At 53.6% G+C, this 15,163-nt stretch carries 13 protein-coding genes and 1 tRNA gene; all 14 read left to right on the top strand.

Annotated elements, in window-relative coordinates; all coding sequences use genetic code 11:
* A partial coding sequence (locus HRF49_10685; protein ID MEP0815112.1) for a hypothetical protein occupies positions 1–100 on the top strand: 100 nt, incomplete at its 5' end.
* A 13-nt stretch (positions 101–113) separates the two neighbouring features.
* Positions 114–281 (top strand): 50S ribosomal protein L33, encoded by a 168-nt coding sequence (rpmG, locus tag HRF49_10680; protein MEP0815111.1) that lies wholly within the window; start codon positions 114–116, stop codon positions 279–281.
* A gap of 10 nt (positions 282–291) precedes the next feature.
* Positions 292–365 (top strand) — tRNA-Trp (locus HRF49_10675).
* Positions 366–425: 60 nt separating this feature from the next.
* Positions 426–674: a preprotein translocase subunit SecE gene (locus tag HRF49_10670; protein MEP0815110.1), complete on the top strand. Its 249-nt coding sequence runs from the start codon at positions 426–428 to the stop codon at positions 672–674.
* A 35-nt stretch (positions 675–709) separates the two neighbouring features.
* A complete protein-coding gene (gene nusG, locus HRF49_10665; GenBank protein ID MEP0815109.1) occupies positions 710–1,264 on the top strand; it encodes a transcription termination/antitermination factor NusG in 555 nt (184 codons plus the stop codon).
* 24 nt (positions 1,265–1,288) lie between these two features.
* The gene (gene rplK, locus HRF49_10660; GenBank protein ID MEP0815108.1) at positions 1,289–1,714 is read left to right on the top strand and encodes a 50S ribosomal protein L11; all 426 of its coding nucleotides are present in this window, start codon (positions 1,289–1,291) and stop codon (positions 1,712–1,714) included.
* 19 nt (positions 1,715–1,733) lie between these two features.
* Positions 1,734–2,426, top strand: coding sequence for a 50S ribosomal protein L1 (locus HRF49_10655; GenBank protein ID MEP0815107.1), 693 nt, complete (start codon positions 1,734–1,736; stop codon positions 2,424–2,426).
* A 12-nt stretch (positions 2,427–2,438) separates the two neighbouring features.
* Positions 2,439–2,972 (top strand): 50S ribosomal protein L10, encoded by a 534-nt coding sequence (locus HRF49_10650; protein MEP0815106.1) that lies wholly within the window; start codon positions 2,439–2,441, stop codon positions 2,970–2,972.
* Between the two features lie 44 nt (positions 2,973–3,016).
* The gene (gene rplL, locus HRF49_10645) at positions 3,017–3,406 is read left to right on the top strand and encodes a 50S ribosomal protein L7/L12 (protein MEP0815105.1); all 390 of its coding nucleotides are present in this window, start codon (positions 3,017–3,019) and stop codon (positions 3,404–3,406) included.
* Between the two features lie 112 nt (positions 3,407–3,518).
* Positions 3,519–7,130: a DNA-directed RNA polymerase subunit beta gene (locus tag HRF49_10640; protein ID MEP0815104.1), complete on the top strand. Its 3,612-nt coding sequence runs from the start codon at positions 3,519–3,521 to the stop codon at positions 7,128–7,130.
* Positions 7,123–11,946, top strand: coding sequence for a DNA-directed RNA polymerase subunit beta' (rpoC, locus tag HRF49_10635; GenBank protein ID MEP0815103.1), 4,824 nt, complete (start codon positions 7,123–7,125; stop codon positions 11,944–11,946). The genes HRF49_10640 and rpoC overlap by 8 nt, the downstream gene beginning before the upstream one ends.
* A gap of 87 nt (positions 11,947–12,033) precedes the next feature.
* Entirely contained in the window at positions 12,034–12,405 is a 372-nt protein-coding gene (locus HRF49_10630) for a 30S ribosomal protein S12 (GenBank protein MEP0815102.1), read from the top strand.
* Positions 12,406–12,418: 13 nt separating this feature from the next.
* Entirely contained in the window at positions 12,419–12,892 is a 474-nt protein-coding gene (gene rpsG, locus HRF49_10625; protein MEP0815101.1) for a 30S ribosomal protein S7, read from the top strand.
* 76 nt (positions 12,893–12,968) lie between these two features.
* Complete coding sequence (gene fusA / locus HRF49_10620; GenBank protein MEP0815100.1) at positions 12,969–15,062, top strand: elongation factor G; 2,094 nt, start codon at positions 12,969–12,971, stop codon at positions 15,060–15,062.
* The last annotated feature ends 101 nt before the right edge of the window (positions 15,063–15,163 follow it).

Raw genomic sequence — 15,163 nt, 5'->3', positions numbered from 1 at the left:
GCTGATCAACCCGATTGCGATGGAAGAAGGGATGCGGTTTGCCATCCGCGAAGGCGGACGCACCATCGGCGCAGGCCGCGTAACCAAGATCTTGAAGTAACAGGTGGCTTGTAATGGCGAAAAAAGGCGACAAGCGGATGATGGTTGTGCTCGCATGCGGAGACTGCGGCAGCCGGAATTATTATTCCGAGCGCAACCGCGTCAACACGCCTGCCAAGCTGGAACTGAAAAAATACTGTCGGCCCTGCCGCAAGCATACGCTCCACAAGGAGAGCAAGTAGGCTGATGCTTAGGTCCATAGTTCAACGGAAGAATGGCGGTCTCCAAAACCGCAGATGCGGGTTCGATTCCTGCTGGACCTGCCATTTGCAATTTTCTGTCACGGGCCTAAGCCCGGATGTAGTTTTGGTTTGAGTGGGTGAAAGATGTCAAGTGAAAACTTAACGGAAGGTTCGTCCAGACTGGACCGGGTCAAAACCTATTTCAGGGAACTCGGTTTCGAGTGGAAGAAGATCACCTTCCCCGAGCATAAGCCTTTGCCCTTTGCTAAAGGCTGGTCCAGGGCGGAGTTGTGGCGGGCGACTATTACCGTATTCGTTTTCACGACGATTTTCGCCCTTTTGCTTTCGTTGATGGACATTGTGATAACCCAGGTTTTCAATATTTTCTTTTAAAGGAGCATTCCGCCGCCCCGTGGCGGGAGCAAAAAGTGCGCTGGTACGTTCTACATGTTCTTTCCGGATATGAGGAGAAGGTGCTCAATGGTATCAACCATATGATCGAGCACGGCCAGCTGGGAAAGGATGTCGAGCAGATAGTGATCCCCTACGAGAAGAAGCTTGAAAACGTGAGGGGAAAGAAGCGCACGACCATAAAAAAGATTTACCCGGGTTATGTTCTGATAAAGATGAACCTTGACAACGCAAACAGATACCTGCTCCGCCAGGTGCAGGGGGTGATCGATTTCGTTAAGAGCGCAACCTTGCCGCAGCCTCTCACCGAGGAGGAAGTAAATCAAATCTTCACTCGGATGGGTAAGGATGTGCCCGAGGTCGAAACGAGCTACAAGGTGGGCGACACCGTAAAGGTGTTGTCAGGCCCGTTCGTTGAAGCCATCGGAAAAGTTAAGGAAATCGAGCCTGAAAGGCACAAGGTAAAGATCATGGTGAGCATTTTCGGTCGCGACACGCAGGTGGAGCTCGACTTTGAGCAAGTCGAGGTTTTTGACGCGTACGTGGAAGCCGAGAAGGACGAGGCCGACTAGCACCGGAAGCCCAAGGGGATTTTTATGGCAAAGAAAGTAATCGCAAATGTGAAAGTGCAGCTTCAGGGAGGCGGCGCCAGGCCCGCTCCACCGCTCGGTCCGGCTCTTGGCCAGCACGGTGTTGCGATCATGGAGTTTTGCAAGCAGTTCAACGCCGCGACCAGTGATCGTGCCGGGGAAGTCATCCCGGTTGTGATCACGATCTACGAAGACAAAAGCTTTACCTTCGTCCAAAAAACCGCGCCGACTTCGGAACTCATCAAGAAGGCGATCGGACTGGATAAGGGAAGCAAGGAACCAAACAAGATAAAGGTTGGCAAGATTACACGGGAGCAGCTGAGGAGAGTAGCCGAACAAAAATTACCAGACCTCAACACCAAAAACCTGGATGCGGCGATGCGCATCGTGGCCGGTTCGGCTCGCCAGATGGGCGTCGAAGTGGTGGACTGAGGGAGGCATCGGAGGAAACATGCCGAAAAAATCAAAGGTTTATTTGAAGCGCGAAGCCGAGCTGGGAGAGCGCAAGTTGCCGCACGGCTTGGAAGATGCGCTCGGGAAGCTCAAGAAAGTCACGCGGGATTGGGAGTCCTGCGATCTCCACATTAGGCTGGGTATCAATCCGCGCAAGCCGGAGCAGAATCTGCGCGGCACGCTTGTGCTTCCCAAGGGCACCGGAAAGGTTCCGCGCATTCTCGTTTTTGCCAAGGGAGACAAGGTCGAAGAAGCGCGTCAAGCGGGTGCCGACTATGTCGGCCTCCAGGACTTGATAGAGCAAATCAAGGGCGGCTGGCTGGATTTCGACATTGCACTTGCAGTGCCGGATTGCATGGCCGAGGTGTCGAAAATTGCAAAAGTCCTCGGCCCCCGCGGGCTTATGCCGTCTCCAAAAAGCGGCACGCTTTCTGATGCCATCGGCACTCTCGTCAAGGAATTCAAAGCCGGAAAGCTCGAGTACCGCAACGACAAGACCGGGATTATCCACACAACGGTTGGCAGGATGGGATTCAGCGCGGAGGATTTGGCTGAAAACGTCCGGCACGTTATGGATGTCGTGGTCAAGGCCAAGCCCGCCAGCCTGAAGGGGCAGTTCATCAAATCCGTATTCATCGGATCCACCCAGGTGCCTGCGCTCAGGCTGGATGCGGCGCAGTTCATCCGGTAGGAGAATAAAGCAATGCTGCGCAAATTCAAAGAAGCTCGCATCGAGCGCATACAAAAGGTCTTCGAGGAAAGCTCTTTCGCTTTTCTTGTCGACTTTTCCAAATCGGATACGGTCGAAATCGACCAGTTCAAGTCTGCAGTCAGGGAAGCGAACGCGGACATGTTCGTGGCCAAGAACAAGCTTGCCAAGATCGCGACCGGAAGGATTGAAGGTGCAGATTGGGTTGAACGGATCGCTCCGTACTTTACTTCAAGCACCGCCCTGGTTTTCGGTTCTTCAGACATCGGGAGCTGTGCGAAGGCCATTCGGAAATTTCACCGCGGACACGACAAGAAAATGGCGGTCAAGGCCATTTTTTTCGACAACCAGGTGTTCGGCCCGGACAAATTTGTCGGTTTTACCGAGCTTCTGTCAAAGGACGAATTACGTGCGAGGCTCCTGGGGCTTCTTATGGCCCCTCAGACGAATTTGGTAAGGCTGCTTAAGGCCGCACCGCAGGGATTCGCTGCCGTTGTTAAGGCCTACGCGGAAAAGAAAGCGGGTTAGATAGCCCGTCGGTTTTTTAGTCAGGAATCATTCGGAGGTATGTGATGTCCAAGGAAGCTGTAATTGATGCATTGGAGTCGATGACAGTTGTCGAGCTCAATCAGCTCGTCAAGGAACTCGAGGATCGCTGGGGCGTCAGCGCCGCGGCGGTCGCTCCTGTTGCTGTTGCCGCCGCCGGCGGCGGCCAGGCTGCGGCGGAGGAAGGTTCATCGGCCGCGGAGAAGACGTCGTTCGACGTTCATCTCAAGGAGATCGGCGACAACAAGCTTGAAGTCATCAAGCGCGTTAAAGATATCCTCGGCATTGGAATCAAAGAAGCGAAGGCTGTTGTAGACGAAGTTCCCAAGGCCCTTAAGACGGGAGTGGGAAAGGATGAGGCCGAGGAAATCAAGAACAAGCTGGTTGACGCCGGCGCGGTGGTGGAGATCAAATAGTTTCGGCTCGCTCATATTTGATTGCTTTGTCGGGAAACGGGGCATTCCATTTCGGGACGCCTCGTTTTGCGCGGAAGAGTGAAGGCGGCGATCCCGCCTAGGAGGGTTCAAATTGGCTCTGCTTACTGAAAGACGCCTGAATTTGGCGGAAAAGGACTACCTGCCGCTTTCGAACCTGCTGGATATCCAGACCCGCTCGTTCGAGCAGTTTTGCTTCGAGGGCGTGGCGGAGGTATTTAGCGAAACGTTTCCCATCGTGTCCAACGATGAAACGCTGGAACTGCATTTCGACGATTACAGCATCACATTGCCGGAAATGGATATCCTGGACTGCTTCGAGCAGGACAAGACCTATGCCGGAACGCTCAAAGGAATATTCAGTTTTTGCAACCGCAAAACGGGAGAGATAAAGGAGCAGGAAGTTTACATAGCCGAGCTGCCCTTTATGACTTCCGCCGGGACGTTTGTAGTCAATGGCGTCGAGCGCGTTATCGTATCGCAGCTCGTGCGCAGCCCGGGTGTTTATTTCACGCCGGGCGATAAACGCACGGCAAGCGAGGACGCCTTTATGGCCAAGGTGATTCCATACCGCGGCGCATGGCTCAAATACGAGTACGACAAGAAAAACAACGTTTACCAAGTGCGAATTGATAGTCCGCGGCGCGTCCTCAAAGTGCCGATCACGACGTTTTTCAAAGCACTCGGATTCGAAGTGGATCATATAAACAAAGTCATTTATTACCCCGAAAACCGCTTCTCGAAATCCCAATGGCCTACGCCAGAAATGGAAATCCGCGAGTCGCTTCACGGCACCTTGGAAAAGGATGTTGCTCGCAACATGCTTGAAGCACAAAAAGACATCTGGAAGCGTCTTCATCCCACCGAGCCTTTCAGCGAAGACGTATTGTCGGCGATGCTTCCTTCAAGATTTTTCGATGAAAAACGATACGATCTGGCAAAAGTGGGTCGCCACGTTCTCAACCGAAAGCTCGGATTATCCATTCCGAATGATGTCAGGGTGCTGACGCACGCGGATCTGCTCGAAACATTCCGCAAACTGCACGATTTACAAGAGTCGGGAACGGGACCGGTTGATGATGTAGAGCACTTGAACCTTGAAAACCGCCGCGTGGAGCATATCGGCGAGCTGCTTCAGGCCCAGCTTAGGCGCGGACTGCTGCGCGTCGAGCGTATCGTCAAGGAAAAACTGATGATGCCCGATGCGGACAAGGAGACGCCAAAAACTCTTCTTAATACGCGCCCTTTAATCGGAGTGCTCAAGGAGTTTTTCGGCAGCTCCCAGATGTCGCAGTTTATGGACAACACTAACCCTCTTACCAGCCTCACTCACAAGCGAAGGCTGTCGGCGCTTGGTCCGAAGGGTTTGACAAGGGAAAGTGCGAGGTTCGATTTCCGCGACGTGCACCACAGCCATTACGGTCGAGTTTGTCCCATCGAGTCGCCGGAAGGTCCGAATATCGGCTTGATAAGCTCGCTTTCCACATACGCCAGTGTGGACGAGTACGGCTTCATTGTGACTCCGTTTCATGTGGTTGAAGAAGGCCGCGTGACCAACAAGATTGTTCGCCTTTCCGCGAACGAAGAAAGGGGATATCACATCGCGCCTTCGACTACGGGGCGCGACAAGCTTGGCAGGATCACCGAAGATGTGCTCTTTGTGCGTCACAACGGCAATTTCGAAGTGGTCAGCCGAAACGAGGTTGAGTTGGTGGAAGTGTCGCCGATGCAATTCATTTCGGTTACTACTTCACTTATACCGTTCCTGGAGCACGACGACGCGAACCGCGCGCTGATGGGTTCGAACATGCAGCGCCAGGCGGTGCCCCTTTTGTTTCCGGATCGCGCCCTGGTGGGCACAGGCAGCGAAACCGCGATTTCAGAGGATGCGGGCAGCGCCGTACGCAGTTCTTTCTGCGGGCGTGTGATATACGTGGACAGCAAGCGAATCGGACTGGAAAAAGGTATCGTTTATGACAGTCAGTCCGGAGAAATACTCGATTTTCCCAACCTCGAAACACAGGGTCTTGGCGAGGTGCTGAACAAGAGCAAGTTCGAATATATTTTCAGTCCGCCCAATCCTTGGAAAGCCGTATTTCGCGATCTGCCGTTTGAGGACCGCGAATTCCGCGCTCTCAACCGCGATCCCGAGTCCGTTCGCGAGTGGATCCGGCTTCGCAAATTCCAGCGCAGCAACCAGGGAACGCTAATCGATCAGAGGGTACGGGTTACCAAAGATACCGTGGTTGTAAAGGGCGATTTGCTTGCGGACAGCTCGAGCACCGTCGAGGGCGAGCTGGCGTTGGGCCGCAACGTGCTTGTGGCATTTCTTCCATGGCGCGGCTACAACTTTGAAGACGCGATCGTGGTTTCCGAAAGGCTGGTGAAGGAGGACTACTTCACGAGTCTTCACATTGAAAAGCACGAGTGCGAGGCAAGGCAGACGAAGCTCGGCCCAGAAAAAATCACCCGAGAAGTGCTGGGTTTGGGCGAGGACTACATAGAGCGCAACTTGGATGAACGCGGGATCATTCGCGTCGGCGCCGAAGTGAAAAGCGGCGATGGTCTAGTCGGCAAGATCACCCCCAAGGGTGAAAGCGATCTTACCGGAGAGGAAAAGCTAATCCGTGCGGTTTTCGGCGATAAGGGCAAGGGATTTAAAAACAGCCCCCTCAAGGTGCCGCATGGCCAAGAGGGTGTGGTCATCAGAACTCAATATTACAGCCGCAAGGATGGATTCGATCTGCCGCACAATATAGTGGAACTTGCCCGCGTTTATATCGCAAAGAAAAAGGTTCTGAAGGTCGGCGACAAAATTGCGGGAAGGCATGGAAACAAAGGCGTCGTTTCGATCATAGTGCCTGAAGAGGACATGCCTTTCCTGCCGGACGGACGGACTGTTGACATAGTGCTTAATCCTCTTGGCGTGCCGAATCGAATGAACATCGGCCAGGTTCTCGAAACACATTTGGGGCTAGCTTGCAGTTTTATTGAGCAGTCGCAGGCGGACGAGGTGAAGGAGCTTTTGGATCGTTCCAAGCCGATTCCGTTCGATCAGTCGAAGGACCGATTCGAACTCGACATTAATGAAGTGCACACAAGGGATGTTAAGAATCCTTTGCGGATTACCGCCCCAGTGTTCCGAGGCGTTACCGAGGATCAAATCCGGCAGCTATACAAGCATCTTCAGTTGCCTCTGGACGGCAAAACCGTATTGTTCGACGGCATCACCGGCGAGCCGTTTAAAGAGCGGGTCATCGTCGGCATGATGTACATCATGAAACTCAATCACTTGGTGGACGACAAGATGCACGCCCGCAGTACAGGCAGCTACGCACTAATCACGCAGCAGCCATTGGGTGGCAAGGCGCAATTCGGCGGCCAAAGGTTGGGAGAGATGGAGGTTTGGGCGCTGGAAGGCTATGGCGCTGCATACTTGCTCAAGGAAATGCTTACCTCCAAGAGCGACGACGTAACCGGTCGCAATATGACTTACAAGGCGATCGTGGACGGGAAAATGATTCCCGAGCCAGGCGTTCCGGAAAGCTTCAACGTGATTGTCAACGAACTGAAAAGCCTTTCGCTTGACGTCCAAGTGGAAAAGGACGAAAGCGAGCTTAAGGCGCTGATAGAGGACCGGCTGAGGGTGACCCGGCGGCCCAGAACTTTCGATGACCTCGAAGGGGGCGATGCATTCAATGGCTAATACTTTGATTAAGAAGCTTCGTATAGGTCTCGCGTCTCCTGAAACAATAGAGCAATGGTCGAGCGGCGAGGTCAAAAAGCCGGAAACCTTCAATTACCGGACCTACAAGCCGGAAAAAGAAGGCCTTTTCTGCGAAGTGATTTTCGGCCCCACCAAGGATTTCGAGTGCGCCTGCGGAAAATACAAAAAGGTGCGCTACAAGAACACGCGTTGTGATCGCTGCGGCGTACTAATCACGAAGTCCAGCGTGCGGCGCGAGCGGATGGGGCATATCAAGCTCGCCTGTCCCGTCGCGCACATCTGGTTCACGAAGAGTATTCCCAACCGCTTCTCGGCGCTGTTGGGAATGAGCGCCAAGGAAATAGAAAAGATCATTTACTACGTGAATCACGTCGTTTTTCACGTGGACGAGGACTGGCTTAAGGAAAACCTGTCAGAAATCGAATACACCATAACCGACCAGATTACGCATCTCAAGCAAAAAAAGGTCGAGCTTCGCGACATAAAGGAGTTGGATGCCTGCAAGCTCCTAATGGATTCGCCCGATGCGACTCCGGAAGAGCGCGATGCCGCGCTGCTTGCCTCCAAAACATTTGTAAAGCCGGGCAGGGAAGCACTGGCGTCTGAAGAGCTTGTAGCCGCCGTCGCTCTTGTGAAGGATGCCGTCATGCGCACTAAGGTGCTGGACGAATTCATCCTCGCGCACAATATCGTCGACCCCGTAACCCGAGAGGTGGTTGCCGAAGCGAGGGCAAAATTTACATACCCGATCGTTTCAAAGCTCCTCGACCTGGGCGTCTTCAAGGTGCCGGGCGAAAACATTAAAACCCGCGAGGAGAACAAAAACCAAATCGCCGAAATCGAGCGCCACATTTCAAGCCTTACGCGTGGGATGGCGGTGCTTCGTTCCGTCAAATACATGGACAGGCTGACCGATCAGGATTTCGACGATTTCGAATACTTGAAGTACATAGTTCAGCGCGAGATGGGCATTGATTTGTCGGATTACGTCCAGATGGGGATGGGAGCCGGCGCGCTGCGCGAGATTCTGCGCAAACTCGACCTAAAGTACCTCGAAAAGGAACTCGACGACGAGCTTGAAAAAATCAAGTTCCGCCGCACGAGCCAGAAGCGCAAGAAGCTGATTAAACGGCTAAAAACCGTACGCTCGTTTATCCAGAGCGGGAACCGTCCCGAGTGGATGATTTTGTCGGTCCTTCCAGTGCTTCCGCCGGAGCTTCGGCCGATGGTTGAGCTGGAGGGCGGCAGGTTTGCGTCGAGCGATTTAAACGACCTTTACAGGCGCGTGATCAACCGTAACAACCGCCTAAAGAAGCTGATCGATATCAAGGCTCCAGAAAGCATCCTGCGCAATGAAAAGCGCATGCTCCAGGAAGCAGTCGACAGCTTGATTGACAACGGGCGCAAAGGGCGCGCTGCAGTCAACACGAATAACCGGGCGCTCAAATCGCTGTCCGACCTCCTGAAGGGTAAGCAGGGCAGATTTCGTCAAAACCTGCTTGGAAAGCGCGTCGATTACTCCGGCAGAAGCGTTGTCGTCGTCGGTCCTCGTCTGAAGCTTCACCAATGCGGTATTCCAAAATACATGGCGCTGGAGCTTTTCAAACCCTTCGTGCTTAACAGGCTTATCAATCCGGAAGATCCCAATCAGCAAATCAACACTGCCCGACGTATGATCGAGAAGGCGGAGGATCCGCTGGTTTGGGACAAGCTGGAAGAGATAATTCAGAACCACCCGGTGCTGTTGAACCGCGCGCCCACGCTTCACAGGCTGTCCATCCAGGCCTTTGAGCCGGTGTTGATCGAGGGTAAGGCAATCCAGCTTCACCCGCTTGCGTGCGAGGCTTACAACGCGGACTTTGACGGCGACCAAATGGCTGTTCACGTGCCGCTGTCAACCACCGCGCAAGCCGAAGCTCGTATTTTGATGCTTTCGGCCAACAATATCCTGCTTCCCGCGGACGGCAAGCCGGTCATCAGCCCGACAAAGGACTTGGTCTTGGGAATGTATTACCTGACCCAAACCGACAAGCCGGTGCCGGATCTCAACAAAATACCCACATTCGCGGACGAGCACGAAGCGGTCATCGCTTACGAGTCGGGGTACCTGAAATACCATGATTGGATCAGGATTTCGTGCAACCGGACTGTAGTCGAGTACATCTCGGATCCATCGAAGGACGACAAGAAAGAAACGCGCCGCGTCCGTTACTACGACAAACGCCGCGAGTCGGAGCCATTGGTCGGCGAATTCACCGAGGTTGCGCACTCCCCCAACTCGTGGATTGTAACGACAATCGGTCGCGCGATGGTCAGCCAGGAGATGCGGCGCCTTGAAGAGCGCTTCGGATTCGGTGAAAACGAAGGCCTGCCTTACTACAACATCGCCCTCGACAAGAACGTGTTGTCTGACGTCATCCGCGACTCCTATCGCACTTGCGGTTCGGAGTTCACCGTGCTGCTTGCCGACATGATCAAAGACATGGGTTTCGAAATAGGAACCCGCGCAGGTATCACAATCGGCATCACGGACATCTGTATTCCTGCGGAAAAAGTGGAAATTATCGGAAAGGCGAACCGTGAAGCCGATAAGGTTTGGAGCAAGTTTAACAAAAAGCTCATTACCCAGCAGGAAAAGGATGAGGTAATCATTTCCATTTGGGACCAGGCGACCAAGGATTTGACCAAGGCGATGCGCCTCAACTTCGGCAAGTTCAACAGCATTTTCATGATGGCGGAGTCAGGAGCAAGAGGGAAAATCGATCAGGTGCGTCAGCTTGCGGCCATGCGCGGTCTTATCGTCGGACCTACCGGCAATATCCTTCCGCTTCCGATTCAAAGCAACTTCCGCGAAGGACTGTCGGTATTCGAATACTTTATTTCCACTCACGGCGGACGCAAAGGCTTGGTGGACACCGCGCTCAAGACCGCGGACAGCGGCTACCTTACACGAAGACTGGTTGATGTCGCGCTCGATGTTTCTATCACTGAGTACGATTGCGGTTCAACAGGTTCAATCGAAGTCGATTTGACGGAACTCAAACAAAAGGAAATACCGAAGAAGATAATGGGGCGTGTTCTTGCGGACGATTTCAGGGACGCGGTCACCGGCGAAGTTCTTTTCGAACGCAATTCGGAAATTGACTATAAGGTGGCCCAGATCATTTCGCAGATTCATCCCCCAAGCATCAGAGTCCGCAGCGTGCTCACCTGCCGTACTCTGGAAGGCGTTTGCGCCAAGTGCTATGGATGGGACTTGTCTGCGAACCGCCTGGCGGAAATCGGCGATCCGGTTGGCGTTATTGCCGCGCAGTCAATTGGCGAGCCGGGGACGCAGCTCACGATGCGCACATTCCATATCGGTGGTGTCACCGAAGAGGATTACGACGTAGTCAAGGTTCGCAGCATGGACGGGCGGATAGAAAAGGAATACAACATCCGCACCTCGCGCGACAACAAACTCACCGTAACCGTCGGTACGCTTCTTGGCACCAATCCTCATTACGTGGACAGCAAGCATGAGGTTGCCGTGGACGAGGACGGCGTCGTTTCAAATGTTGACAAGCGCAGCCACGAGGTGTCCATCCGGACGACGAGCGGCGCGGAAAAAACCTTCCCGGTTCCGCGAGGCAACGAAATAAGCGTTCAAGTGGGCGATAAGGTCAGCGGCCACGACAATTATTTTGACAAGCAGAAAAAGCATCGCGCTGAGTTCGATTGCGAAGTGATCGACATTCGCGAGGTGCACAGCATGGCCAAGAAGGCGGGCGCAAAGAAGATGGGCGACATAACCCAGGGCCTGCCTTTCGTGGAGACCCTTTTCGAAGTGAGAAACGTTAAAAATCCCGAAATTCTTTGCGAAGAGCCGGGAGTAGTTCAGGACATCGAAAAAGTGACTCCTTACAAAGCTACCATCCGCAGCTTGGACGGCATGCAGGAGAAAAGCTACGAAATCCTGGTGTCCGAAAAAAACCCACTCAAGGTAAGGTACAGAAGTACGCTCGCACGAGACGAGGGTTTGGATCAAAACGAAACGGTTCGGGCCGACTTCGCCGGTCACATCGTCCAGCTTTTCCCTGATGAAAAAAGATCGTTCCATCGCGTAACCATCCAGCAGGACAATGGCGAAAAAGTGGTTTACGAGACTCCGCGTGAAAACAGGCTGCTTTTGGTTTCCGTTGGCGACAAACTGAAAATCGCAGATCCTATTTGCGACGGTGACTTTGACGTGCGAAAGTACCACCAACTCAAGGGTGATCTTGATACGCAGGTCTATTTGGTAAAGGCTATCCAGGACATTTACGAAAGTCAGAACGTCAGCCCGAACTCCAAGCACATCGAGATAATCGCAAGCCAGATGATTAAATACGTCCAAATTCAAGATCCGAACGACGCCGAAGATCTGTTCGAAGGCGATTTGATGGAAAAGAAGAAATTTTTCAGGCTATGTGAAGAGATCGAAGCGAAGGGCGGCAATCCGCCGACCGGAAAGTCCATACTTCAAGGAATAAGCAAGGCGAGTCTCTCGACCGAAAGCTTCTTGGCCGCCGCCAGTTTCCAAGAAACCACCAGGGTACTGACCGAGGCTTCCATAGAGGGCAAGGTCGATCCGCTAAGGGGACTTAAAGAAAACGTGATAATCGGCGGTTTGATTCCGGTAGGTACAGGTGTAGCCGCTGAGAAATCCGCGGCAAAGTCTTTGGCAGCATTCGAAGATACTTTCGAATTGGAGCCGGATCGCGCCGCCGACTTCAAAGATTCGTTTTTTGGGGAAGGGGAAGATGAGAATGCTTAGTTTTCTGCCGGCAAACCACAAGGGTATTGCGCGGCATGCCCGAATATGCTATACTTCGCATTCGCTTTTTTCATGGGGTAAGGGCGTATGCCTACTATAAACCAGTTGGTCAGGCTCGGCCGCAAGGCTGTGCAGAAGAAAACGAAAACGCCTGCGCTTAAAAGTTGTCCTCAGCGCAGGGGTACTTGCACGCGCGTTTGGACGGTTACTCCCAAGAAGCCAAATTCGGCGCTTCGTAAAGTTGCGCGCGTAAAGCTGACCAGCGGTTTCGAGGTCACGGCCTATATCCCGGGTATCGGCCACAACTTGGCTGAGCACTCCGTGGTGCTCATCAGGGGAGGCAGGGTTAAGGATCTGCCGGGCGTGCGGTATCACATCATCCGCGGCACAATGGATTGTGCGGGAACGGCGAACCGCAAGCAGGGCAGAAGCAAATACGGGACCAAGCACGCGAGCTAACGGAGGATTCGAGTTGCCAAGAAGGAAATACAGCAAACGTGGGGAAATCGCAGCAGACGCGATTTACAACTCCAAGCTCGTTGCGAAGTTCATCAACACCATTATGGAGCGCGGAAAAGCGAGCACGGCCGAGCGCTTGTTTTATCGCGCCCTCGAAATTGTGGAGCAACGTACCAAGGAAGAACCGATCGCCGTCTTCGAGAAGGCAATTAAGAACGTGATGCCGACTCTCGAAGTCAAAAGCCGGAGAATCGGCGGAGCGACCTATCAGGTGCCCGTCGAGGTCCGGCCGGAACGCAAATACGCCTTGGCGATGCGTTGGATTATAACTTTCGCCCGTCAGAGAGGCGGCGGCAAGCCTTTCTCGGACAGGCTGGCGGTGGAGCTTATAGATGCCGCAAACAACACCGGCTCCGCCGTTAAAAGAAAGGAAGACACCCATCGCATGGCCGAGAGCAACCGGGCGTTCAGCCAGTTCCGCTGGTAGGCGATTAGGCTTTCTATAACTTGATACGGGTGGTGTCAAACCATCGCAAAGTTTGCGGCTAGGGTAGGTTTAAATTATGGTTTCGGTACTGGGCAGGATTCGCAACATCGGCATTGCCGCCCATATCGACGCGGGTAAAACCACCCTAACCGAACGTATACTTTTTTATACAGCCCGCACGCACAGGATGGGGGAAGTCCATGAAGGATCTACGATCATGGACTGGATGCCGCAGGAAAGGGAACGCGGCATAACGATTACAAGCGCCGCCACTTTTTGCCAGTGGAAGGACCATCAAATCAACATCATAGATACGCCCGGCCATGTTGATTTCACCATGGAAGTCGAGCGCAGTATGCGCGTGCTGGACGGTCTTGTCGCCGTATTCTGCGCAGTTGGCGGAGTGCAGCCCCAAAGCGAAACTGTATGGCGCCAGGCTAACAGGTATAACGTGCCGCGCTTGGCCTTCGTGAACAAGATGGACAGGATCGGGAGCGATTTTTACTCGGTTGTGGACCAAATCCGCCAGCGGCTTCATGCCCCAGCCGTCCCGGTGCAGCTTCCAATCGGCTCTGAAGACTCCTTTACGGGAATTGTTGACCTTATAGAAAACCGGGCTTATTTTTACAACACGGAGGAGGACCAGCTTGGGCGAACTTATTCTGCCGGTCCGGTTCCCGAGGAAATGGCGGAAATAACCGCCACCTACAGGGAGCAGCTTTTTGAAAAGGTCGGCGAGTTCGACGATAAGATAATGGAGGCTTACCTCTCCGAAGAGGAAATAAGCAGCGAAGACATATATCGCATTTTGCGCCAGGCAACCATCGGCAACCAGCTTGTTCCCGTGCTTTGCGGCAGCGCATTCAAAAACAAAGGTGTACAGCTTCTTCTGGACGGCGTAATTCGATTTCTTCCATCGCCGGTAGATATTCCACCGGTGAAAGGGCACGATCCAAAAACCGGCGAAGAAGATACCAGGGCGGCCGACCCCAGGCTTCCGTTCGCGGGGCTTGCCTTCAAAATCGCCACCGATCCTCACGTGGGCAAGCTCACCTTCATACGCGTTTATTCAGGCGAACTTGAAAAGGGCACCTCGGTATTGAATGTAGGCAAGGGCAAAAGCGAACGGGCTATGCGTCTTCTTCGAATGCACGCAAACCAGCGGGAAGATGTGGACAAGGTGTCGGCGGGAGATATTGCTGCGGTAATTGGATTCAAGCTTACTACTACCGGCGACACGATAACAGTTCCGAAGCATCCTATCCTGCTCGAAAGTATTCATTTCCCCGAGCCCGTGATGTCGGTCGCCCTCGAGCCGAAAAGCAAGGCCGACCAAGAACGGATGGCGGTCTCGCTGGAAAAGCTTTCCGAGGAAGATCCAACCTTCAAGTATCACACCGACCAGGAATCCGGCCAGATGATCATCTCCGGAATGGGCGAGCTTCATCTGGAAATAATTGTGGACAGGCTGCTTCGCGAATTCAAAGTGGAAGCTAAAGTCGGCAAGCCCCAAGTTTCGTATCGCGAGGCGATTTTGGACACGGCCGAAGCTGAAGGCAGGTTCGTTAAGCAAACGGGCGGGCGGGGGCAGTACGGAGTTTGCTCGCTCAGAGTTGCGCCGATTACGGACACCAACGAGCAATTCAGATTCATCGACAAGATTACGGGCGGCGTTATTCCCCGCGAGTACATTCCTGCGGTCGAGCAAGGCTGCAAGGAAGCTATGGCGTCCGGCATCCTGGCGGGTTATCCGATGGTGGGCGTCGAGGTGACGCTTTTCGACGGAAGTCACCATTCGGTGGATTCGAGCGAAATCGCTTTTAAGACCGCGGGCTCGATGGCTTTTCAGGCGGCGTGCCGCAAAGCACGGCCCTGTTTGAAAGAGCCGATTATGACGGTCGAGGTAACCGCGCCCGAACACACGATGGGCGATGTTATGGGCGATCTCAGTTCACGTCGCGGACGGATCGTGAATATGGATCACGGCAATGACGGCACGGTCAGGATCAGGGCCGAGGTTCCGCTTTCTGAAATGTTCGGTTACACCACCGACTTGCGCAGCAAAACTCAAGGGCGCGCGAGCCACGTAATGGAATTCCACCATTACGAGCCGCTGCCCGAATCGATTGAAAAGGCGATTCTTGAGAAGTACGGAGCCAAGGTTCAGTAATTACAGTTCAAGGAGCATCAGGAATGGCGAAGCAGAAGTTTGATCGGACGAAGCCGCATGTGAATGTGGGGACGATTGGTCACGTAGATCATGGGAAGACC

It is taken from the genome of bacterium, assembly GCA_039961635.1.
Classification (GTDB): Bacteria; 4484-113; 4484-113; order JAGGVC01; family JAGGVC01; genus JABRWB01.
This window is presented reverse-complemented; position numbering and strand designations above follow the sequence as displayed.

Excerpts from the sequence above, each read along its gene's own strand:
- rpmG (MEP0815111.1), top strand. The coding sequence starts at position 114 with ATGGCGAAAAAAGGCGACAAGCGGATGATGGTTGTGCTCGCATGCGGA.
- fusA (MEP0815100.1), top strand. The coding sequence starts at position 12,969 with ATGGTTTCGGTACTGGGCAGGATTCGCAACATCGGCATTGCCGCCCAT.
- HRF49_10650 (MEP0815106.1), top strand. The coding sequence starts at position 2,439 with ATGCTGCGCAAATTCAAAGAAGCTCGCATCGAGCGCATACAAAAGGTC.
- rplL (MEP0815105.1), top strand. The coding sequence starts at position 3,017 with ATGTCCAAGGAAGCTGTAATTGATGCATTGGAGTCGATGACAGTTGTC.
- HRF49_10655 (MEP0815107.1), top strand. The coding sequence starts at position 1,734 with ATGCCGAAAAAATCAAAGGTTTATTTGAAGCGCGAAGCCGAGCTGGGA.
- HRF49_10670 (MEP0815110.1), top strand. The coding sequence starts at position 426 with ATGTCAAGTGAAAACTTAACGGAAGGTTCGTCCAGACTGGACCGGGTC.
- HRF49_10630 (MEP0815102.1), top strand. The coding sequence starts at position 12,034 with ATGCCTACTATAAACCAGTTGGTCAGGCTCGGCCGCAAGGCTGTGCAG.
- rplK (MEP0815108.1), top strand. The coding sequence starts at position 1,289 with ATGGCAAAGAAAGTAATCGCAAATGTGAAAGTGCAGCTTCAGGGAGGC.
- rpoC (MEP0815103.1), top strand. The coding sequence starts at position 7,123 with ATGGCTAATACTTTGATTAAGAAGCTTCGTATAGGTCTCGCGTCTCCT.